Raw genomic sequence first — 21433 nt, forward strand, 5'->3', positions numbered from 1 at the left:
GCAGCACGCGGCGATGAGCCGCCGCCTGGTCTTCCGATCACCGCGCCCGCGCCGATCAGAACCGATCGGTTCAAACCGAGATTTTGCCGGCGCCGTCGCGGCGGCCGGCGGCGCGCACCCGATTCACGACACCGGACGAGGCAACGTCCGGATTGGTCAGCCCGCAGGGCCGGAGGAGACACCATGGCTGGATCGAGACGTCCGGGACGCAACTTTCTCTTCGTTCCGGGCCCGACCAACGTGCCGGAGCGGGTCCAGCGCGCGATGATCGTGCCGATGGAGGACCATCGCTCGCCCGTCTTCCCCGACCTGACCCTGCCGCTGTTCGAGGAGACGAGAAAGATCTTCAAGTCCCGGGACGGCCAAGTCTTCCTGTTCCCGTCGAGCGGCACCGGGGCCTGGGAAGCGGCGCTCACCAACACGCTCTCCCCGGGCGACCGGGTCCTGGCGCCGCGCTTCGGCCAGTTCAGCACCTTGTGGATCGACCTCGCCCAGCGGGTCGGCCTCGACGTCGAGATCCAGGACGAGGCATGGGGCACCGGCGCCGATCCGGCGCGGATCGAGGAGGCTTTGCGGGCCGACCGCGAGCACCGGATCAAGGCGGTGCTGGTGGTCCACAACGAGACCGCGACCGGCGTCACCTCCGATATCGGCGCGGTGCGCCGGGCGATCGACGCGGCCGGCCACCCGGCGATGCTGTACGTCGACGGCGTGTCCTCGATCGGCAGCATCGACTTCCGGGCCGACGAGTGGGGCGTCGATTGCGCCATCACCGGCTCGCAGAAGGGCCTGATGCTGCCCGCCGGCCTCGGCATCGTCTGCGCCAGCCAGCGGGCGCTGGCGGCCTCCAGGACCGCCGAGTGTCGCCGGGCCTATTTCGATTTCGCCGACCAGACCAAGGCCAACGCCACCGGCTACTTCCCCTACACGCCGCCCCTGCCGCTGCTCTACGGCCTGCGCGAGGCCCTGCGCTGCCTGGAGGAGGAGGGGCTGGAGCAGGTCTTCGCCCGCCACCGGCGGCTGGCCGACGGCGCCCGCGCGGCGGTCCGGGCCTGGGGCCTGACGCTGTGCGCGCGTGAGCCGAAGTGGCACTCCGACACGGTGAGCGCCGTGATGGTGCCGGAAGGGATCAACGGCGCCGAGGTCATCAGCCTGGCCTATCGCCGCTACAACCTCGCCCTCGGGGCCGGCCTGTCGCAGGTGGCGGGCAAGCTCTTCCGCATCGGTCATCTCGGCGATCTCAACGAGCTGATGCTGCTCGGCGCCCTCTCGGGCTGCGAGATGGCGATGCGGGATGCCGGCATCCGCATCGAGCCCGGCAGCGGCGTCGCCGCGGCGCAGGAGCATTTCCGGGAAACCCGGGAGAGTTAGGCACTTCCCCCCTGTGGGGAGGGGCCAGGGTTGGTGCCGCGCAAGGCGCGAGCGTCATCCGGCACCACCCCCACCCCTGAGCCCCTCCCCACAAGGGGGAGGGGTGATGCTGCTCACACCCAAGACCGGCTGCCACACCCCCGCCCACCATGCCATTCTGCCGCGCCATGCCCCGCCAGGCCGGGGCGCCGGAGACCGACATGTCCCACCGCATCGTCTTCCTCGACCGCGAGACCCTGGATGCCGAGCTGCGGCGCCCGAGCTTCCCGCACGATTACGCCGAGCACCCGGTGACGGCGCCTGAGGAGATCGTCGCGCGGCTCCAGGGCGCCGACATCGCCATCATCAACAAGGTGCCGATGCGGGACGAGACCTTGGGCCAGCTGCCGGACCTGAAGCTGATCGCGGTCGCGGCGACCGGCACCGACGTGGTCGACAAGGCGGCCGCCAAGGCGCGCGGCATCACCGTCGTCAATGTCCGCAACTACGCCTTCAACACCGTGCCGGAGCACGTGATCGGGCTGATCTTCGCGCTCCGCCGGGCGATCGTGCCCTACGCCAGCTCGGTCCGGCGCGGCGACTGGGGCAAGGCGCGGCATTTCTGCTACTTCGACTACCCGATCCGCGACGTCGCCGGCTCGACCCTCGGCATCGTCGGCTACGGCGCGCTCGGCAAGTCGATCGGCCAGCGGGCCGAGGCGCTCGGCATGCGGGTGCTCGCCTACGACGTGATGCCCCAGCCCGGTCTCGTCGACCTCGACACGATCATCCGCGAGAGCGACGTCATCACCCTGCACGCGCCGCTGACGCCGGAGACCCGCAACATGATCGGGCGGGACGAGCTGGCGCGGATGAAGCGCGACGCGATCCTCATCAACACCGCCCGCGGCGGCTTGGTCGACGAGGCGGCCCTCGCCGAGGCCCTGCAAGCCGGCACGATCGGAGGCGCCGGCTTCGACGTGCTCACCAGCGAGCCGCCGCGGGACGACAACCCGCTCCTCGCCCTCGACCTGCCGAACCTCATCATCACCCCCCACGTCGCCTGGGCGAGCAAGCAGGCGATGCAGATCCTCGCCGACCAGCTCGTCGACAACATCGAGGCCTTCGTGGCCGGCCGGCCGCAGAACGTGGTGGAGTAGGGCGGGAGGGGACGCTAACCCGCTCCGGTACCAAAGAGACCCCGCGCCGGCTCGGATGCCCGCGGCGGAAAGGACGACGATGAAGAAGCTCCTGTTCCAGTTCGACACCGACCCGATGCCCAGCGTGTTCGACACGGTGGTGGGCTACGATGGCGGCGCCGACATCATCACCGGCTATCCCAACGTCACGCCTGACAATGTCGGCGCGCTCGTCGACGGCACGATCTACACCCGCGGCGGATCGGAGAAGAAATCGACCGCGATCTTCGTCGGCGGCGGCAGCATGGCGGCCGGCGAGGCGGTGTTCAAGGCGGTGCGCAAGCGCTTCTTCGGCCCGTTCCGGGTGTCGTGCATGCTCGACTCCAACGGCTCGAACACCACGGCGGCGGCGGGCGTCGCCCTCGTCGCCAAGGCGGCGGGCTCGCTCGAAGGCAAGCGCGCCCTGGTGCTCGCCGGCACCGGCCCGGTCGGCATGCGCTCGGCGGCGCTGCTGGCCAAGGAGGGCGCCACCGTGACCCTCGCCGGGCGTCAGCTCGCCAAGGCCGAGGAGGCCGCGAAGGCGATCGAGGCCCGGTTCAAGGTCGCGATCCGGGCGATCGAGACCCCGGATTCCGAGGCCCGCGGCGCGGCCGTGGCCGAGGCCGACGTGGCGTTCTCCGCCGGCGCGATCGGGCTCGAACTCGTCTCCGAGGCGCAGTGGACGGCTGCGAAGACTCTCGCGTTCCTCGCCGACTACAACGCGCAGCCGCCGCTCGGCTTCGGCGGGATCGAGGCGACCGACAAGGGCAAGGAGCGCCACGGCAAGACGGTGTTCGGGGCACTCGGCATCGGCGGGCTGAAGCTCAAGCTGCACCGGGCCTGCGTCGCCAAGCTGTTCGAGAGCAGCGAACTGGTCCTCGACGCGGAAGAGATCTACGCGCTCGCGAAAGAGATGGCGTGATGGCGCATTCTGAGGACACGATCCCGGGCTTCCTCGACGCGCTGGCGAGCGAGCGCCCGACCCCCGGCGGTGGCGGCGCGGCGGCGATCTCCGGCGCCATGGGTGCGGCCCTGGTCTCGATGGTCTGCAACCTCACCATCGGCAAGAAGAAGTACGCCGAGGTCGAGGCCGAGATGATCGCGACCCGCGACCGGGCCGAGCGCTTGAGGGCCGAACTCACCGGCATGATCGCCGAGGACGTGAGCGCCTTCAACGCGGTGATGGGCGCCTACGGGTTGCCGAAGGCGAGCGACGAGGAGAAGGCGGCCCGCGCGGCCGCGATCCAGGACGCCTTGAGGCTCGCCACCGACGTGCCGCTCGCCTGCGCGAAGACCTGCCGGGCGGTGATCGACCTCTGCGAGGGGATCGCCGAGCGCGGCAACCTCAACGTCGTCAGCGACGCGGGCGTCGCCGTGCTGGCGGCCCAAGCCGGCCTGCGCAGCGCCGCCCTCAACGTCTACGTGAACGCCAAGGCGATCGAGGACCGGACCTTCGCGGAAGGCCGCCTCGCCGACCTCGCCCGCGCCCTCGACGGGGCCGACGCCCTGACCGAGCGGGTCTACGGTCTGGTGAAGTCGAAGCTGACCTGACGGTCGGCACCCGCCCGGCACGATAACCGGGCGAACAGCCGAAGCAACGCACCGCGCTTTTTGAGCCGGGCGCGAGGAATCCCCTCGCGCCCGGAACGGGAAGCCTTTGCCCAACATCCAGGAGGACGCCATGGACGTGCACGAGTACCAGGCCAAGGAGCTGCTCGCGAGCTTCGGCGTGCCGATCCCGAAGGGCGCCGTGGCCTTCAGCCCGGACCAGGCGGTCTACGCCGCCACGGAACTCGGCGGCGGGCACTGGGCGGTGAAGGCGCAGATCCATGCCGGCGCCCGCGGCAAGGCCGGCGGCATCCGGCTCTGCCGCACCACCCACGAGGTGCGGGACGCCGCGACCGACCTGCTCGGACGGCGCCTCGTCACGCACCAGACGGGCCCCGAGGGCAAGCCGGTGCAGCGGGTCTATATCGAGACCGCCGACCCGTTCGAGCGCGAGCTCTATCTCGGCATCGTCCTCGACCGGAAGGTGGAGCGGGTGCGGGTCGTGGCTTCCAAGGCCGGCGGCATGGACATCGAGGAGATCGCCGCGACCGATCCGGAGGCGCTGCTCCAGGTGGTGGTGGAGCCGGCGGTCGGCCTGCAGCCCTTCGAGGCGCGGGAACTCGCCTTCCGGCTCGGCCTGAACATCAAGCAGGTCGGCGCCGCCGTGAAGACGATCATGAGCGCCTACCGGGCCTTTCGCGATTGCGACGCCGTCATGCTGGAGATCAACCCGCTCGTCGTGACGCGGGACGACCGGGTGCTGGCGCTCGACGCCAAGATGTCGTTCGACGACAACGCGCTGTTCCGGCGCCGCGCCATCGCGGACATGCACGACCCCTCGCAGAGCGACCCGCGCGAGGCCCAGGCCGCCGAGCACAACCTGAACTACATTGGCCTCGACGGCGAGATCGGCTGCATCGTCAACGGCGCCGGGCTCGCCATGGCGACCATGGACATGATCAAGCATGCCGGCGGCGAGCCGGCGAACTTCCTCGATGTCGGCGGCGGCGCCTCGCCGCAGCGGGTCGCCACCGCCTTCCGCCTCGTCCTCTCCGACCCGAACGTGCGGGCGATCCTGGTCAACATCTTCGCGGGCATCAACCGCTGCGACTGGATCGCCGAGGGCGTCGTCCAGGCCGCCCGCGAGGTGAAGATCGGCGTGCCGCTGGTGGTCCGGCTCGCCGGCACCAACGTCGAGGCCGGCAAGGCGATCCTGGAGAAGAGCGGCCTCGACCTCATCACCGCCGATACCCTGACGGAGGCCGCCGAGAAGGCCGTCGCCGCCATCCGCACCAAGAACTGAGGAGAGGCCCGATGAGCATCCTGATCGACGAGACGACCCGGATCCTGGTCCAGGGCATCACCGGGGACAAGGGCAGCTTCCACACCCGCGAGATGGTGGAGTACGGCTCGCGGGTCGTGGCCGGCGTCACCCCGGGCAAGGGCGGGCGCACCGAGCACGGCGTGCCGGTCTTCGACACGGTGCGCCAGGCGGTGCAGGACACCGGCGCCGAGGCCAGCATCACCTTCGTGGCCCCGCCCTTCGCGGCCGACGCCATCATGGAGGCGGCGGATGCCGGCATCCGGCTGATCTGCTCGATCACCGACGGCATCCCCGCCCAGGACATGATGCGGGTCAAGCGCTACCTGCGGCGCTACCCGAAGGAGCGCCGGCCGATGGTGGTGGGGCCGAACTGCGCCGGCATCATCTCCCCCGGCAAGGCGATGCTCGGCATCATGCCGGGCCACATCTACCTGAAGGGCAATATCGGGGTGATCTCCCGCTCCGGCACCCTCGGCTACGAGGCCGCCGCGCAGATGAAGGCGGTGGGCCTCGGCATCTCGACCTCGGTCGGGATCGGCGGCGACCCGATCAACGGCTCGTCCTTCCTCGATCACCTCGCCCTGTTCGAGGAGGATCCGGACACTGCGGCGGTGCTGATGATCGGCGAGATCGGCGGCCCGCAGGAGGCCGAGGCCGCGGCCTGGATTCGAGCGAACATGCGAAAGCCGGTGGTCGGCTTCGTCGCCGGGCTCACCGCCCCGAAGGGCCGCAAGATGGGCCATGCCGGCGCGATCATCTCGGCGGCCGGCGACAGCGCCGGGGAGAAGGCAGAGATCATGCGCTCCTTCGGCCTCACCGTGGCCCCGAGCCCCGGCGCGTTCGGCACCACCATGGCGCAGGTGATGGCGGAGCGCCGCAAGGCGGCGTGAAGAGCCATCTCTCCTCCCCCTTGTAGGGAGGAGCCGGAGGTGGGGGGTGATGCCGGGTAGACCACAGCGGTGCCTCCTGCACCACCCCCACCCCTAACCCCTCCCCTCAAGGGGGAGGGGGAAGACACCTTGCTGCCCTCCCTCGATCCCCACGGGGAGCCCCCTGATGATCCACACTCCCGTCCCCGACACCGCCTTCGTCCCGCCGCTGATCACCGGCACCGAGGACCGCGTCGCCCTCGACGTGCTGTTCCGCTCGCTGGTGGATGTCTGCCGGCGTCACCAGCCGGAGCTGGAGGCGACCTTGCGCGGGCAGGCGGACATCGCCGGGCTCTCGCCGGAACTGACCGCGCGGGCGTTGCAGGTCCAGGGCATCTGGTTCCAGCTGATAGCCATCGCCGAGCAGAACACCGCCATGCGCCGGCGGCGCCACGTCGAGCGCAATGCCGGGCGCGATCGGCTGAAGAACTCGTTCAGCGCCGTCCTGGCCCGGGCCGCCGCGCAGGGCGTGCCGGCCGAGACCGTGCACGAGCTGCTGACGTCCTTACGCGTGCGCCCGACCCTGACGGCACACCCGACCGAGGCCAAGCGGGTCACGGTGCTGGAAAAATTCCGGCGCATCTACCTGATCCTGAAGGAGCTGGAGATGCCGCGCTGGACCGAGCGCGAGCGCCACGCCCTGATGGACGACCTGCGCGACGAGATCGAGCTGGTCTGGATGACCGGCGAATTGCATCTCGAGAAGCCGACCGTCGACCGGGAGGTGGCCTGGGGGCTGCACTTCTTCGACGAGACCTTGTTCGAGATGCTGCCCGAGACCTTGAACTCGCTGGAGGAGGCGCTGGCGAGCGCCTATCCGGGCGCCCGGTTCGAGGTGCCGGCCTTCTTCCAGTTCGGCTCCTGGATCGGCGGCGACCGGGACGGCAACCCCTTCGTCACCGCCGAGGTCACGCGGCGCACCCTGCGGCGCAACGCGCTGGCGAGCCTCCGGCGCTACCGCGACGGCGTGGCCGGGCTCGCCCGCACCCTGTCGATCAGCGCCCGCGCCCTGCCGGTGCCCGAGGCGTTCGCGAGCGCGCTCGCCGGCGCGCTCGCGCTCCAGCCGGACGGGGAGGCGATCGCCCGGCGCAACCCGGGCGAGCCCTACCGGCAGTTCCTGACCTGCCTGAGCCGGCGCCTCGACGCGACGGTCGCCGGGCTGGAGAATTCCGGAAGCGCGCCTGCGGGCCCCGGCTACGCCGATGCCGACGCGCTGATCGCCGACCTGCGCGCGCTCGAGGAGGGCCTCTCCGCAGCGGGCTGCCCGTCGCTCGCCGCCAACCGGGTGCGGCCGGTGCGCCGGATGGTCGAGATCTTCCGCTTCTCGACCGTGCGGCTCGATATCCGCGAGAACACCACCCGCACGACGCGGGCGCTCCAGGCGCTGTGGCGCCGCACCCATGACGGCGAGCCGCCGGACGTCGATGCCCCGGCCTGGACCGAATGGCTCGAAGCCGAGCTGGGGCGCCCCCTCGACGGCTTGCCCGACCTCTCCAGCCTGGACGAGGAGGCGCGGGAGACGCTGGCCACCTTCCGGCTGGTGGCGGAGATGCGCGGCAGCCTCGACCGCGAGGCCTTCGGCGCCTTCGTCCTGTCGATGACCCATTCGGTGCCCGACATCCTGGGCGTCTACCTGCTGGCCAAGACCGCCGGCGTCTTCCTCGACGCGGCCGGAATCGAGGTCTGTCCGCTGCCGATCGTGCCTTTGTTCGAGACCATCGACGACCTGCGCGCGGCGCCCGCGATCATGCGGGCGCTGCTCAAGGTCCCGGTCGTGCGCCGCTCCGCCCGCCAGCAGGGCGGGGTGCAGGAGGTGATGATCGGCTACTCGGATTCGAACAAGGATGGCGGCTTCGTCGCCTCGAACTGGGAGCTGGCGAAGGCGCAGCGGCTGCTGACCCAGGTCGGCGAGCAGGCGGGGATCGGCATCGCCTTCTTCCACGGCCGCGGCGGCTCGGTGAGCCGGGGCGGCGCCCCCACCGCCCGGGCCATCGCCGCCCAGCCGCCGGGCTCGATCCGGGGCCGGTTCCGCACCACCGAGCAGGGCGAGGTGGTCTCGTTCAAGTATGCCAACCGCGGCACCGCCGCCTACCAGATGGAACTCCTGGCCTCCGCGGTGCTGGCCCATGCCCTCGACGGGGCGGCCCCCGGGAGCCTGGCGGCGAACCCGGAATTCGACGACGCGATGGAGGCGTTGTCGGGTGCCTCGCGGGCAGCTTACGTGCAGCTCCTCACCCATCCGGACCTCGTGACCTATTTCGGCGCCGCGAGCCCGCTCGACGAGATCGCGCTCCTCAATATCGGCTCGCGCCCGGCCCGACGCTTCGGCGCCCGCAGCCTCGCCGACCTGCGGGCGATCCCCTGGGTCTTCGCCTGGAGCCAGAACCGGCACGGCATCACCGGCTGGTACGGGGTCGGCAGCGGGCTGAAGAGCCTCCTCGACGTGCGGAGCGAGGGCGGCCGGGCGCTGCTGCGGCGGATGTTCGAGCAGTCCCCGCTCTTCCGCCTGATCATGGACGAGGTCGAGAAGACCCTGCTCACCGTGGATCTGTCCATCGCCCGCGACTTCGCCGGCTTGTGCCCGGACGAGGAAGCGCGCGAGGCGGTCTTCGCGATGATCGAGGCCGAGTACCGGTTGACCTGCGCGATGGCGCTCGCGGTGAGCGGCGCAAGCACCCTCGCCGAGCGCTTCCCGCTCTACCGCGGCCGGCTCGACGAACGGCTGCCGGTGCTCAACCAGGTCAGCCGCGAGCAGGTGGATCTCCTGCGCCGCTTCCGGGCCGAGACCGACGAGGCGAAGCGCGAGACGCTGAAATCCGCCCTGCTCCTGTCGATCAACTGCGTCGCCACCGGGTTCGGGGCGACGGGGTGAACCGGGCCACCCCGCGATGAGACCGGGGGCCCCGTCTCGCCGCCCGGGCGGCAGGGCCGCCCGGGACAGGAACGTTGCAAGACCGAATCACGCGGACGATCGTCTCACGCCTTCTCGAGCACGTAGGTCCCGGGCGCCTGGCCGAGCGACGGCAGGACCCCGCCGCCGGGCTGGCGCGCCGGCACCCGCTCGGAATTCTGGTATTCGAGCCACTTGAACCAGTAGGGCCACCACGAGCCCGGATGCTCGGTCGCGGCCGCGATCCAGTCCTGGAGCGTGCCGTGAGCGGGACCGCCGGTCCAGTACTGGTATTTCGGCTTGGCCGGCGGATTGACCACGCCGGCGATGTGGCCCGACCCCGCCAGCACGTAGTCGACGGTGCCGCCGAAGGCGCGGCAGCCCTCGAAGACCGAGAGGGCCGGGGCGATGTGGTCCTCCCGCGTGGCGAGGTTGAAGACCGGGATCGTCACCTTGCCGAGATCGAGGCGCACGTTGCCGAGCACCATCTCGCCGCGCGACAGCTTGTTGTCGAGGTAGCAGTTGCGCAAGTAGAACGAGTGGTTGGCCGCCGGCATCCGGGTCGCGTCGGAGTTCCAGTACAGCAGGTCGAAGGGCAGCGGCGCCTTGCCCTTCAGGTAGTTGTTGACGACGTAGGGCCAGATCAGGTCGTTCGGCCGCAGCATGTTGAAGGCGTTGGCCATCTTGGCGCCTTCGAGGTAGCCGCGGCTCTGCATGCCGGACTCGATCGAGCGGATCTGCGCCTCGTCGACGAACACTTTCAGGTCGCCGGCATGCGTGAAGTCGACCTGGGTGGTCAGGAAGGTCGCGCTGGCGATGCGGTCGTCGCCGACCGCCGCCATGTAGGCCAAGCTCACGGCGAGCAACGTGCCGCCGACGCAGTAGCCCACCGCGGAGACCTGGCGCTCGCCGGTCGCCCGCTCGATCGCCTCCAGCGCCGCGAAGATGCCCTCGCGCATGTAGCTCTCGAAGTCCTTGGTCGCGTGGCGCGCATCCGGGTTGACCCAGGAGATCACGAACACCGTCAGGCCCTGGCTCACAGCCCAGCCGATGTAGCTCTTGTCCTTGTTCAGATCGAGGATGTAGTACTTGTTGATCCAGGGCGGCACGATCAGCAGCGGGCGCTTGAGCACCGTGTCGGTCTGCGGCGCGTACTGGATCAGCTCGATCAGGTCGTTGCGGAACACCACCTCGCCCGGCGTGCTCGCCATGTTGACGCCGACCTGGAACTGGCCCTGGTCGGTCTGGCGCACGCGCAATTCGCCGCCGCCGGCCTCGACGTCCTCGGCCAGCATCTTCATGCCGCGCACGAGGTTGGCGCCGTTCTCCCGAAAGGTCTCGCGGATCAGCTCCGGATTGGTGGCGAGGAAGTTCGACGGCGACATCGCGCCGGAGATCTGCCGGACGTAGAACTGCGCCTTGGCGCGCGTATGCGGATCGAGCCCCTCGGCCTCGTCGACCAGGATCTCGGCCCAGCGGGTGGTGATCAGGTAGCCCTGCTTCAGGAAATCGAAGACCGGGTTCGTCGTCCATTCGGGCGCGGCGAAGCGCTTGTCCTTGGGATCGGGCAGGGCGACGGGGGTGACCGTCGTCTCGCCCTGCATCCGCTGCAGCGTCGAGCCCCACAGGGCCAGGAACTGGCCGCCGATCAGGGACTGGGCCTCCAGCGCCTTCTGCGGATCGGTGAACCACTTCTCGGCCACGGTGCCGAGCGTGCGCACCACCTCGGTCACCGACTCGGCGAGCGCCGTGTTCGGCTTGCCCTCCTCGAGGGGCTTGGCGTAGGCGGCGAGCGCCCGGCTGAACTGCTCGGTCATCAGGCCCGCGTTGCGCGACAGGGCCTCCACATCCGCAACCGGCGCCGTACTCCTCTCAGACGTCACGCGCGTTCTCCTCCCTCATGTCGACGGTCCGCCGCAGCAAGCCGCCTTTCCGACAAAATATCGTCCCAAACCGTCGGTTCCGCCAGATGACCGGACCGGGTTTCCTCACCGCCACGGTGCCCTCGCGCAAGGTTCCCCAAACGTCATGCCCGCGTTCCCCGCTGTTTCGCCCGTCGTCGTCCGGGCCGCAACGCTCTTGACCTGCCTCGCGACGCTCTCGGCTTGCCTCACGGCGGGCGGCTGCGTCCTCGACGGGGCCGGCATCCGCGACGCCGCCAAGTCGGCCGGTTTCGGCCCCAAGGAGGTCGCAGCTCCCGACTTCGTGAGGGAGACCCGCCGCGAGGGCGGCGACTTCCTTCCGGTCGGCGTCTCGGCCCCGCCTCGCGAAACTCGCGCCAAGTCGGCCGCCGGGGTGAAGGCGCTCGAGGCCGAGCTCGATGCCAGCCGCCAGCGCAACGAGGCCAGGGGCCGCGACGCCGCCAAGGTCGGCGGCGCGGTCAAGCCGCCGGCTCCGCCGAAAGTCCCGCCGGCCGAGTGACGCAAGTTCCGCCGCCCGAACTTCCTCTTCCCCCAAAACCCCTCTAGACAGCGTGTGTGACACGCGCGTCGCAGCGGCGGCGCCGATCCAGGACCCGGCCATGACCGATTTTCATCGCATCAAGCGACTGCCCCCCTACGTCTTCGAGCAGGTCAACCGGATCAAGGCCGCCGCCCGCGCCAACGGCGCCGACATCATCGACCTCGGCATGGGCAATCCGGACCTCGATGCACCCCGCCACGTGATCGAGAAGCTGGTGGAGACCGCCGGCAAGCCGCGCACCGATCGCTACTCGGCCTCGAAGGGCATCGCCGGCCTGCGCCGCGCCCAGGCGAACTACTACCAGCGCCGCTTCGGCGTCTCGCTCAACCCCGACACCCAGGTGGTGGCGACGCTCGGCTCCAAGGAGGGCTTCGCCAACATGGCGCAGGCCATCACGGCGCCGGGCGACGTGGTGCTGGTGCCCAATCCCAGCTACCCGATCCACGCCTTCGGCTTCCTGATGGCGGGCGGCGTGATCCGCTCGGTCCCGGCCGAGCCGACCCCGGCCTTCTTCCCGGCGGCCGAGCGGGCGATGCAGCACTCGATTCCGAAGCCGGTGGCTTTGGTCGTCTGCTACCCGTCGAACCCGACGGCCTACGTCGCCTCCCTCGACTTCTACCGCGACCTCGTCGCCTTCGCGAAGAAGCACGAGCTGATCCTGCTCTCCGACCTCGCCTATGCGGAGGTCTATTTCGACGACGCCAACCCGCCGCCCTCCGTGCTGCAGGTGCCGGGCGCGATCGACGTGGCGGTGGAGTTCACCTCCCTGTCCAAGACCTTCTCGATGGCGGGCTGGCGGATGGGCTTCGCGGTCGGCAACGAGCGCCTGCTCGCGGCACTGACCCGGGTGAAGTCCTACCTCGATTACGGCGCCTTCACGCCGATTCAGGTCGCCGCCACCGCGGCGCTGAACGGCCCGGAGGAGTGCATCCATGAGATGCGCGCCACCTACCGCCGCCGCCGCGACGCGATGGTCGACGCGTTCCAGAAGACCGGCTGGGACATCCCGGTGCCCTCCGCCTCGATGTTCGCCTGGGTGCCGATCCCGGAGCGCTTCCGCGGTCTCGGCAGCCTCGAATTCTCGAAGCTGCTCGTCGAGAAGGCCGACGTGGCGGTGGCGCCGGGCATCGGCTTCGGCGAGCACGGTGACGATTACGTGCGCATCGCCCTCGTCGAGAACGAGCAGCGCATTCGCCAGGCCGCCCGCAATATCCGCCGTTTCTTCGACAACGCCGACCGCACGCTGCACAACGTCGTGCCGATGCAGAAGGTCGGCTGACCTCACGACTTGTGGCCGGGGGGCGACAGGGGAGGCGCAATCGCGTCCCCGGCTGCCCCCCGCGCCCGGCCCCGGGTTGATCCGGGCCTCGCGCGGCATCAGGGTATGGTCAAGTTTCGCTCCACCCTGGGTATCCGATGCGTCGCTCGCTGAAGCTCGTCGTTCTCGCCGCCGCGGCCGCCTTGCCGGCCGCCTGCGCGCCGAACCCGATCATCGCCCGCGACCCCGTTCCGGCCCCGAGTCCCGACATCGCCTATCGCTGCTCCTCGACCCCGGCGCTCCTCAACGGCTACTGGGCCGAGTGCGAGCGGGTGCGGCGCGAGCGCGAGGTCGTGGTCCGCACCAAGGGCTAACACACGCTCCAGACCGGACACCACGCCGCGCCCCGGAACCGGGCGCCGCCGCCCGCGCGTTAACCGGCATCCACCACCAGAGGATGCCCCGCGTGGTCCCCCGTCTCCTCCTGCCGCTCGCCGCCCTGGCCTGCCTCTCGGGCCCCGCCCTCGCGCAAGCGCCCCTCGCGGTGCGGGTGCGCCCGCCGGTCGTCGAGCCGGACATCTACAATCGCGCCGCGGCCAGCGGCCCCGCGGTGCTCGAGGTCGCGCCCGGTGCCGTCGCCGGCCCGTTGCCGGTGGGCAGAACCGGCCTCGTGGCGATTCGCGCCGTGCCGGTCGCCGCCGTCACCAATGGCGGGGCCTTCGGGCCGACCGGGTTCGGCTACTACAGCGACAGCGTGAGCGAGGGACCGCTCAACGGCGGGCGCCGCATGGCCGACTACGTCCTCGGCAACCGGGCCTACTGATCCTCAACCCCGAACGAAGGAAACGTCCATGCGTGCGCACCTCCTCGCGGCGGGACTTCTCGCCGGCCTCGCCACCCTCGGGACCGCTTTGCCGGTCGCAGCCCAGAGCGTCGGCTACGTCACCGGCTTCCCGGGCCGGGACCCGGCCGGCGACGACGAGATCGGCTGGGGGCCGGCCTACCGGCCCGAGACCAGCTTCTCGCAGCCCGGCACGCCGCCGACCCCGGGCGATTTCGCCGGTGCGGCCTATCGGGCCCGGACCGGCCACGGCCCCTACGACGCGATCCAGGCTCCGATGCGGCCGGTGCGCGCCTACCAGTATCAGACGCCGGGCTACGGACCGGGCCCCGGCTACGGTGCCGAACCCGGCTACGCTCCACGGATGCGGGCGGTGCGGACCCGTCACATCTACAAGCACCGCCATCACGCCAAGGCAAAGATGCACCGGGCCTATCGGCAGGTGATGCGCTGACATCAGACCTTTATCGGTCTTGAGGAAGGGCTGCTGCGGATCTCCTCCGCCACACGGGCTCGCGCCGGCACGCATCTCCTGCGCGATCCCAAAATGCCCCGGAAATACTGGACACTCCAGCGCGTCATGCTTGCACGGCCCCGCCTCACCGCCCCGGACCGCGCTCCGGCGGTGGGCGATAGGCTTCCGGAGGCAGGTCGCGCGACAGGGTCTCGCCGGCGCCGCGGCCCGGGGCCGGGCTCGGCGTCGGGGTGGCGCCGGGGGGCTCGGCGGGCTGGGGCCCGTCGGTGATGTAGCGCTGGGAGCCGCTGCGGGGCGCGGCCTCGGGAGCCGGCGGAGTCTCTGGCGGTCGCGGCTCGGGGGCGCGGGGCGCGAGATAGCGGCGCCCGCTCTCGGCTGGTGGAGGAACCGGGACGGTCGGGCGGCTCGGGGCCGGCTCCGCCTGCGGCTGTGTCCCCTGCGGCTGCGACCGTGGGCGCTCCGGCGGGGGCGGCGCCGGACGGGCCTCCGATTCGGGGGCGGGCTCGGCCGGGGCGGGGCGAGGCGCCGGCTTCGGCGGGCGTCGGCGGGGAACCACTGGCCGAGGCGCGGCGGGCGCCTGGACCACGCCGTCGCTCGGCAGCGCGATCGTCATGCGCTGGACCGCCGCCACGAGGTCGTCGAGGCTCGCCTGCGCTGTGCGGCAGAGCCGGATCCGCAGCGACAGGGCGCGGCGCGGGGCGGACGGGCCGGAGGTGCCGAAGACCTCGTCGCGGGACGCCAGCTGAGCCCCCCGCCGGGGCCGCTCGAACCACTGCCACGCGTAGAGGCAATCAGCCCCCAGCGCCATGCCGACCGGACCGTAGGCGTTGCGGCGCGGCGTGGCCAGCACCCGCATCGTCTCGCCGGGGAAGCGCACGGCGATCTCGCCCGCGATGCCGAACTCGCTCGGCTTGGCGAGCCGCGGCGGGAAGGCGAGGAGCAGGTCGCCGGTCTCGTTGCGTAAGCCGATCTCGGCGTGGTTGCGCCCGTCGCCGCCCTCGTAGCGGATGCGCTGGTCGAAGCCGTCGCGGTGGCGCGTCTCGATCACCGCGGCGACCCGGCCGGCACCCGGCAGCCGCAGGGCCGGGGCGGATTGCGCCAGGGCGCTTCCGACGGTCGCGACTCCGGCGATCAGCGCGAGGAGCGCGGTGGGGAGGCGGACGCTCACGGGTAGCCCTTCTCGGAGGGAACCGCGCGCTCCGAGGTGGTGCGGGCCGGCACCGAGAAGCGGACGCTCTCAGGGGAGGCGGAGCGGTTGCGCTCGCCCTGCTGATCCTGCCACAGCGTTCCGGGCGGGGGCGCGCTCAGGCCCTCCGGCTTGTCGAGGCCGTTATAGCCCGGCAGCAGCGTGTAGCCGTAGCGCTCGTAGGGCATCGCCCCGGCGCCGGGGACCCGACGAGCCACGAGGGGCGGGGCCGGCACCGCCGGCTCGCGGGCGTAACTCCCCGGCGCCGCGTTCTGGGCGGCAGCGGCAGCGGGATAGCGCAGGGGATTGTCGAGGGGCACCGCCAGGGGGAACTCGCCGCGCTGGACCGCCGGCGGCACCGCCTCGGCCCGGCCTCCGGCGCCCGGGGCGTCCGGCCGGGGCACGCGGCCGTAGGAGGCCTGAGGCTCGGGCCGCGGGGGCGTGGCCGGGGCGGGCGCGGCCCGGCCGGTGGAGGCGGTCGCGCCCTGGACCGCGCAAGGGAGCGGCGGGCCGCCCTGGCTCTCGCGGAACAGCAGGTCGACCACCTTCGGGAACAGGCCGTCGTAGCGGTTGACCACCTCGAGATAGGGGCGCTGGCGCCGCAGGCGCTGCAGGGTCAGGGCGTAGCCGAACACCGTGCTCTCGCTCGGCATCCAGGCGACGGCGCGCTGGAACCACTCGAGCGCGGCATCGAACTGGCAGGAATTGTAGGCGTACCAGGCCAGCCCCTGCGCGCCCTCGCCGGAGGCGGTGGCGTTGACGACCCGGGCGTAGCGCTCGATCCGGGCCGGCTCGATATAGGGCGGGCTCGCCAGCGTCAGCTTGCGCTCCAGGAGGTCGATGAACAGGAGCTCGTTGCCGACGAAGCGGTCGCGCCAGGCGAACGCCACCTCCTCGGCCTCGCGCATCATGTTGAGCTCGCGCAGGGTGTGGGCGAGGCCGTGCGCCACCATCGCGTCGCCGCCCCGCGCGATCGCGAGCTTGAACCATTCCAGCGCCTCGCGGAACTGGCGCCGCTTGTAGGCATACCAGCCGAGGAGCCCGGTCTGGCTCGGCTCGGCGGTCTTGCGGGCATAAGCCTGGAAGGCGGTGAGGTCGGGCAGCGTCGGGGTCTGGGCCGGCTCGTCGTGCAGGAAGGCGGCGATCCGCGCCCGGGTGATGTCGAGGCGGATCGGGTCGAACTCGGAATTCCCGGACGAGTCCTGCCGCCCCATCGCGATCAGGCGCTCGGCCTGCTCCATCTTGATGTGGGCCATCGCCTTCTGGATCGTGGCGAGGCGCGCGCCCGTATCCGCGTTGCCGTCCAGCACCGACTTGTAGAGGTTGAACGCGTCCTCGCTCGCCCCCGTGGCCGCGAGGTCGTCGGCGATGGTCCAGATGCTCTCGACGTCGGCGGGGTCGAGGGCGCTCGGATCGGCGCGGTAGAGCGCGACGACCTCCTCGGGGTTCTTGCCCGCGACGGCCGCGATGCTCGAGCGGAACTCGGCCCGGCGCAGCTTGCGCCCCAGCTCCTCGGAGGGCTGCCAGGACGGCTCCACCGAGCGGCGCGCGTTGATCGCGGCGCGCAGGTCCTGCAGGCGGCCGGCGGTGAACAGGTCCCAGAGCGGCGCCTCCTCGGGCGGGCTCGGCTGCAGGCTGTCGAGGTCCGGCGGCTCGGTCCAGCCCGGATAGAGCCGCTTCAGGCGGGCGATCTCCGCCTTCATCCGGGCGGTCTGCTTCTGCGAGGCGTAGTAGCGCAGCGCGCTCTCGTCGACCATGCCGGGGGTGCGGGAGGTCTCGGGGTCGACCATGATGGCGGGTGCGCGCACCCCGTCGCCGTACACGACCCGCGGGACGGCGGTCTCGGGCGCCTGGGCAAACGCCGGCGCGGCGGCCAGAGCGAGTCCAGCGGCGGCGAGGCCGAGGGTAACCGCGAGGGGCAGGGTCCGTCTCACGACTTGAGGCATGACGGGTAGCGCATCCGGGCCGCGACCAGGGCGAGGAGGTGGAGCGTCATCGGGTAGTAGTTCTGCCCGTCCTGCACGCTGCGCAAGCCTTCCGGGAAGGGAGTGCCGTCCTGTGCACAGGCGACGAGGGCCGGCAGCGCCGTGTAGCCCGACTCGGTCAGCCACTCGACCGGGCGGCCGTCGCGGGTATCGACGATCGGCAGGCGCTCGCGGTCGATCCCGCCCCACAGGGTCCGGAACGGCGCGTAATCCTCCGGCCGGCCGACGCCCGCCCAGGCGAGGTAGAGCGGGATGCGGATGGCGTTGTAGGAGAAGAGCGGCGGGAAGCCGTCGGCGGGGCGCAAGCTCTCGTCCTTGGCGGAGATCCACTCGGTCGGCAGCCCGCTCGGGCCGAAGCGCGAGCGGCGCAGGATCTCGATGCCGCTGCGGATCACCGAGGCCCAGTCGTATTCGGGCGCGACGAGGCTCAGGCGCTGGAAGGCCGGGAAGACCCAGTATGACAGGTTGACCAGCGGCCCGTCGGCCCGGTCGCGGGCGGAGAAGCCGGCGACCGCCGGCAGCAGCAGGGGACCGGGGGCGGCGCGGAACAGGATCGTCTTGCGGCCGAACTCGACGGCGATGCGCCGCGCCGCCGTGCGGTAGGACGGCTCGCCCCAGGCCTCCGCCGCCTCGGTCAGCGCCCAGGCGACCAGGATGTCGCCGTCGGTGGCGTTGTTCATGTCGGCGACCGCCGGGCGCTGGTCCGGCGCCCAGCGCCAGGCCAGCAACTCGTCGGAGCGCACCAGCAGGTTGGCGCGGGTCCAGCCCCAGATCCGCTCGAAGGCGGCCCGGTCGCCCGCCGCCACGGCGAGCAGCATGCCGTAGCCCTGGCCCTCGCTGTGGCTGATGAAGCCGTTGGCGGTGTCGACGATCCGGCCCTTCTCGGTCACGAAGCGGGCCCGATAGGCGCGCCAGCCGGCATCGTCCCCGAGGCTGCCGGCGAGCGCGAGCCCGGCGGCGCGGCCGGCCTCACCCGGGGAGGTGGCCTGGGGCAAGCTCGGCACGGCGATGGCGGGGGGCACGGGGGTCACCTCCTGTCCTTGCGCCACCTGAGCCTGCGCGCGGTCGGGCCCTTGAACGACTTGCGGCGCTTGAACGGCCTGCGGCGCTTGCGGGACCTGCACCGCCTGGGGCGATTGCGCCCGTCCGGGCTCCGACGTCAGGAGCAGGGATGCGGCGCAGGCGAGGGCCAAGCGGACCTGCGTCGGCAAGCCAACGCTTCGTCCGCGCAGCGTCCTGTTGTGCCGCAGGTCCTTGGCGCAGGACCGGTGACCACTCTTGCGAAACCTGCTGAGGAGCGTCCGGCGGCTCATCGGTTCCTCCGGCCGAGCTGGCGCACCAGGCTCGTCGTGGCGAGCCCGAGGCAGAGCGCCATGATCAGCGTCATCGCCACGTAGGCGCCCGGATTGAGGGAGAGCCAGGCGGCCGAGACCAGCCGCAGGTTCGCGAGGCCCCGCGCTTGGGTCTCGATCAGGCCGACCCGTTTCGGCTGCACGGTGCTGAGGCTGCCGTCCGAGGCGTCCAGGAAGGCGGCTTGGCCGACGAGGCCGGTCCACACCACCGGATCGACGAGGCAGGAGACCGAGGCCTTGAGGATCGACGCGTTCGGGGCGGTCACCAGGACGGTGCCGTCCTCGAACCACCCGCCGGTGCCTTGCCCGCTTCCTTGCGCGATGATCAGCGAGGCGCGGGGATTGAGCGGCACCGCCTCCGGCGCCGGCCCGCCGGCGAGGCGAAGCGCGAGGTCGCGGGTCTCCGCCGCCCGCTGCGTCAGGCCGGCCCAGGCATTGGCGAGCACCGCCGGGACGACGCCGAAGCCGCGCGCCGTCTCGTCCCAGCGCGCGACCAGATCCGCCTCGCTGTCGGCGGGGGCCTCGGCGGGGCCCGGCGACGGGGCGGCTTGCGCGGCGATCTGGCCTTGGGCCGGCGCCGGCGCCTGGGTCGTGGCGGCCGTGCGCAGCGGCGTCGTGAGGGCCGGCAGGGCGCAGCGCATCGGCAGGTTGCGGCGCAGGCGGTCGAGGGTGACGACACCCTCGGCCCCGAACGGCCCGGGCGTGGCCACGGTCTCGGCCCGGCCCTCCCAGATGCTCCGCACCTGCGCCGGGTCGAGGCCGACCGCCTCGAGGGCGGCGGGGGTGAGGGCACGGACCGGGGCGACGACGAGGCGGCCGCCCCCCGCCTCGCGCTCGTCGCTGCCGATCTCGAAGTCGATCACGCGGCCGGCCGCGATGGCGAGGCGCGCCGCCAGGGTCGCGGCGGCGGAGGCCGAGTCGCGGTCGGGGGTGGGCAGGACCAGGCGCGGGCGAGGAGCCGATGTCGGGAGATTGGGCGCCAGGAACGGCACGGCGCCGGCCTTGACGGCCGCGAGGTCGGGGCTGCGCACCGCACGGGCCAGCGCCGGAACGTCGATGCGGGTGCGGTCGAGGAAGAGGAAGCGGGCGCGCCTGGCACCGGGGGCCAGGGTGTCGCAGGTCCGGTCGGCGGCGGTGGGGAGCTGGGCGCTGATCTCGACCCGGTTCAGTCCCGGCCGCCACAGGCTCAAGGGCAGCGGGATCGCGCTGTCGGTGAACACCTCGCCGCGGCTGTAGGGCAGCGGCACGCTGGCGGCGTTGCGGCCGTTGATGTCGACGACGATCTGGGCGCTCGACTCCAGGCCGGCCGCGTAGCCGCCGGCCAAGTGCAGCATCACCTTGCCGTAATCGGCCGGGACGAAATCGGCCGGGAAGCGCACCGTGAAGCCGACCCGCAGGAGCCGGCCGTTGAACTCGCGGCTCGCGACCCCGAGCTGCTCCAGGGTCAGGCTCTCGCCGCCCTGGACCGGATAGCCTCGCGTCAGCTCGGCGAGCCGGGCCCCCGCCGGCGTGCCGGAGCCGTCGCCCGAGGAGGCCAGCGTCGCGATGGCCTGGCGCACGTCCGCAGCAGAAGGACCCGTGACGACGAGGGTCGGAGCGCGGCTCCCGCGCGGCGCCAGCAGGGCGACCCGCGGGCCGGTGATCGCACCGAGCTCCTCCACCCCGTCCGTGCCGCGGATCTCCGCGGCGGTGCCCACGACGAGGTTGAGGCCGGCGCGGCCGGAGAGCGGCGGACCGAAGCTCACCGCCGGCCCGGCCAGGCGCCCGATCAGGGCGACCGCCTGCACGGCGCCGATCATCCGCTCGAGCCGCTCCGGGCTCGGCCGTTCGCTCAGCAGCACCCCGATCGGCAGCGCACCGCTCTCGTCGGGTTCCAGGGCCGCCAGGGTCTTCAGGTCGAGGTCGGCGGCCTGCCCCACGACGAGGCCGGAGCGCGACGGATCGATCTGGGTCCACAGCTCGTAGGTGGCCTCGGTCGAGCAATCGACCCGGTGGCGCTGGCTCGCGGTGAGCGCCACCGCATTGTAGCCGGCCTTGAGCAGGCCCTCGGGGATGGGAAATTCCACCACCTTCACGGCACCCGGCGCCTGGATCCGGGTCCAGCCGACCTTGGTGCCGTTGACGCTGCCCGACAATTCGGAAGCCTCCGGCGCCACCGAGATCGCCGAGAGGTAGGAGACGCGCAGCTTCGCCGGTCCGCGCGCCTGCGCCTCGGTCACGTAGACCGGGAATTGCAGCGCGTCCTCCTCGCCGGCGAGGCGATAGCCGCGGGTGCCGGCCGGAAACCGCCGCGCCGCCGCGACCACCGCCACGACCGGCATGGTGCGGCGGGCCGGGTCGGCCTCGGGCGCTTGGCTCTGCGGCCCTTGCCCTTGCGCTGCTTGCCCTTGCGCTGCTTGCCCTTGCGCTGCTTGCCCTTGCGGCCGCGGCGGGGCGGGGCGCAGGGGCTCGCCGGCGGGCGGCAGGGTCAGGCGCTCGGCCGGGCCGGTGCCGAGGAAGCTCTGGGCGAGGGTGGGGGTGGCGAGAAAAGAGGCGATCAGGAAGACCGCCACGATTGCGACGAAGGGCGCGGGTTCTCTCCCCACCCGCGGGGAGAGGCGAAGACCGGCGCCAGTCACACGTTGGAGATTGACCAGGCGGCGCAACATCATCCG

General features: G+C 72.0%; 17 protein-coding genes. 12 read left to right on the top strand and 5 right to left on the bottom strand.

The annotated features are described in order from the left end of the window. The first annotated feature begins 183 nt into the window (after positions 1-183). The 7 genes from MFF64_RS09000 to MFF64_RS09030 all read left to right on the top strand — a co-directional run bounded on the left by MFF64_RS09000 (position 184) and on the right by MFF64_RS09030 (position 9201). A complete protein-coding gene (locus MFF64_RS09000; protein ID WP_099904818.1) occupies positions 184-1371 on the top strand; it encodes an aminotransferase class V-fold PLP-dependent enzyme in 1188 nt (395 codons plus the stop codon). Positions 1372-1571: 200 nt separating this feature from the next. Further along, positions 1572-2510 carry a D-2-hydroxyacid dehydrogenase gene (locus MFF64_RS09005; RefSeq protein ID WP_238190484.1) on the top strand — a complete coding sequence of 313 codons (939 nt, stop codon included), beginning with the start codon at positions 1572-1574 and terminating at the stop codon, positions 2508-2510. Positions 2511-2589: 79 nt separating this feature from the next. Next, positions 2590-3450, top strand: coding sequence for an NADP-dependent methylenetetrahydromethanopterin/methylenetetrahydrofolate dehydrogenase (locus MFF64_RS09010; RefSeq protein ID WP_099906365.1), 861 nt, complete (start codon positions 2590-2592; stop codon positions 3448-3450). After that, positions 3450-4079: a methenyltetrahydrofolate cyclohydrolase gene (fchA, locus tag MFF64_RS09015; RefSeq protein WP_099906367.1), complete on the top strand. Its 630-nt coding sequence runs from the start codon at positions 3450-3452 to the stop codon at positions 4077-4079. Before MFF64_RS09010 ends, fchA begins: the two co-directional genes overlap by 1 nt. 130 nt (positions 4080-4209) lie before the next feature. Next, positions 4210-5379, top strand: coding sequence for a malate--CoA ligase subunit beta (locus tag MFF64_RS09020; RefSeq protein ID WP_099906369.1), 1170 nt, complete (start codon positions 4210-4212; stop codon positions 5377-5379). Positions 5380-5390: 11 nt separating this feature from the next. Next, positions 5391-6290: a succinate--CoA ligase subunit alpha gene (gene sucD / locus MFF64_RS09025; protein WP_099906371.1), complete on the top strand. Its 900-nt coding sequence runs from the start codon at positions 5391-5393 to the stop codon at positions 6288-6290. Between the two features lie 166 nt (positions 6291-6456). Continuing rightward, on the top strand, positions 6457-9201 hold the full coding sequence (locus tag MFF64_RS09030) for a phosphoenolpyruvate carboxylase (RefSeq protein WP_099906373.1): 2745 nt from the start codon (positions 6457-6459) through the stop codon (positions 9199-9201). Between the two features lie 104 nt (positions 9202-9305). Here the strand turns inward: MFF64_RS09030 and MFF64_RS09035 are convergent, their stop codons facing one another. Further along, positions 9306-11036: a PHA/PHB synthase family protein gene (locus MFF64_RS09035; RefSeq protein ID WP_238190529.1), complete on the bottom strand. Its 1731-nt coding sequence runs from the start codon at positions 11034-11036 to the stop codon at positions 9306-9308. Between the two features lie 211 nt (positions 11037-11247). On the opposite strand from MFF64_RS09035, the gene MFF64_RS09040 reads away from it, so the two are divergent. The 5 genes from MFF64_RS09040 to MFF64_RS09060 all read left to right on the top strand — a co-directional run bounded on the left by MFF64_RS09040 (position 11248) and on the right by MFF64_RS09060 (position 14235). Further along, positions 11248-11640, top strand: coding sequence for a hypothetical protein (locus MFF64_RS09040; RefSeq protein ID WP_238190486.1), 393 nt, complete (start codon positions 11248-11250; stop codon positions 11638-11640). A gap of 100 nt (positions 11641-11740) precedes the next feature. Next, a complete protein-coding gene (locus MFF64_RS09045) occupies positions 11741-12961 on the top strand; it encodes an LL-diaminopimelate aminotransferase (protein ID WP_099901297.1) in 1221 nt (406 codons plus the stop codon). A gap of 137 nt (positions 12962-13098) precedes the next feature. Then, positions 13099-13314 carry a hypothetical protein gene (locus MFF64_RS09050; protein ID WP_093568367.1) on the top strand — a complete coding sequence of 72 codons (216 nt, stop codon included), beginning with the start codon at positions 13099-13101 and terminating at the stop codon, positions 13312-13314. 92 nt (positions 13315-13406) lie between these two features. Continuing rightward, entirely contained in the window at positions 13407-13763 is a 357-nt protein-coding gene (locus MFF64_RS09055) for a hypothetical protein (protein WP_244914057.1), read from the top strand. 28 nt (positions 13764-13791) lie between these two features. After that, complete coding sequence (locus tag MFF64_RS09060) at positions 13792-14235, top strand: hypothetical protein (RefSeq protein WP_238190488.1); 444 nt, start codon at positions 13792-13794, stop codon at positions 14233-14235. A gap of 145 nt (positions 14236-14380) precedes the next feature. Here MFF64_RS09060 and bcsN read toward each other — a convergent pair whose 3' ends face one another. From bcsN to MFF64_RS09080, 4 genes are all read right to left on the bottom strand, one after another. Then, on the bottom strand, positions 14381-15424 hold the full coding sequence (gene bcsN, locus MFF64_RS09065) for a cellulose biosynthesis protein BcsN (protein ID WP_099903589.1): 1044 nt from the start codon (positions 15422-15424) through the stop codon (positions 14381-14383). Further along, a complete protein-coding gene (locus MFF64_RS09070; RefSeq protein WP_238190490.1) occupies positions 15421-17388 on the bottom strand; it encodes a hypothetical protein in 1968 nt (655 codons plus the stop codon). Before MFF64_RS09070 ends, bcsN begins: the two co-directional genes overlap by 4 nt. Next, on the bottom strand, positions 17373-18638 hold the full coding sequence (locus MFF64_RS09075; RefSeq protein WP_425324369.1) for a family 8 glycosyl hydrolase: 1266 nt from the start codon (positions 18636-18638) through the stop codon (positions 17373-17375). The genes MFF64_RS09070 and MFF64_RS09075 overlap by 16 nt, the downstream gene beginning before the upstream one ends. 98 nt (positions 18639-18736) lie before the next feature. Continuing rightward, a complete protein-coding gene (locus MFF64_RS09080) occupies positions 18737-21427 on the bottom strand; it encodes a cellulose biosynthesis cyclic di-GMP-binding regulatory protein BcsB (protein ID WP_238190531.1) in 2691 nt (896 codons plus the stop codon). Between the last annotated feature and the right edge of the window lie 6 nt (positions 21428-21433).

This window comes from Methylobacterium frigidaeris, assembly GCF_022179185.1.
GTDB lineage: Bacteria > Pseudomonadota > Alphaproteobacteria > Rhizobiales > Beijerinckiaceae > Methylobacterium > Methylobacterium frigidaeris.

Bases quoted from the DNA above. Each gene is read 5' to 3' on its own strand.
- sucD (WP_099906371.1), top strand. From the start codon at position 5,391: ATGAGCATCCTGATCGACGAGACGACCCGGATCCTGGTCCAGGGCATC.
- MFF64_RS09050 (WP_093568367.1), top strand. From the start codon at position 13,099: ATGCGTCGCTCGCTGAAGCTCGTCGTTCTCGCCGCCGCGGCCGCCTTG.
- MFF64_RS09080 (WP_238190531.1), bottom strand. From the start codon at position 21,427: ATGTTGCGCCGCCTGGTCAATCTCCAACGTGTGACTGGCGCCGGTCTT.
- MFF64_RS09035 (WP_238190529.1), bottom strand. From the start codon at position 11,036: ATGACCGAGCAGTTCAGCCGGGCGCTCGCCGCCTACGCCAAGCCCCTC.
- MFF64_RS09000 (WP_099904818.1), top strand. From the start codon at position 184: ATGGCTGGATCGAGACGTCCGGGACGCAACTTTCTCTTCGTTCCGGGC.
- MFF64_RS09010 (WP_099906365.1), top strand. From the start codon at position 2,590: ATGAAGAAGCTCCTGTTCCAGTTCGACACCGACCCGATGCCCAGCGTG.
- MFF64_RS09005 (WP_238190484.1), top strand. From the start codon at position 1,572: ATGTCCCACCGCATCGTCTTCCTCGACCGCGAGACCCTGGATGCCGAG.
- MFF64_RS09070 (WP_238190490.1), bottom strand. From the start codon at position 17,388: ATGCCTCAAGTCGTGAGACGGACCCTGCCCCTCGCGGTTACCCTCGGC.
- MFF64_RS09045 (WP_099901297.1), top strand. From the start codon at position 11,741: ATGACCGATTTTCATCGCATCAAGCGACTGCCCCCCTACGTCTTCGAG.
- MFF64_RS09040 (WP_238190486.1), top strand. From the start codon at position 11,248: ATGCCCGCGTTCCCCGCTGTTTCGCCCGTCGTCGTCCGGGCCGCAACG.
- fchA (WP_099906367.1), top strand. From the start codon at position 3,450: ATGGCGCATTCTGAGGACACGATCCCGGGCTTCCTCGACGCGCTGGCG.
- MFF64_RS09060 (WP_238190488.1), top strand. From the start codon at position 13,792: ATGCGTGCGCACCTCCTCGCGGCGGGACTTCTCGCCGGCCTCGCCACC.
- MFF64_RS09020 (WP_099906369.1), top strand. From the start codon at position 4,210: ATGGACGTGCACGAGTACCAGGCCAAGGAGCTGCTCGCGAGCTTCGGC.
- MFF64_RS09030 (WP_099906373.1), top strand. From the start codon at position 6,457: ATGATCCACACTCCCGTCCCCGACACCGCCTTCGTCCCGCCGCTGATC.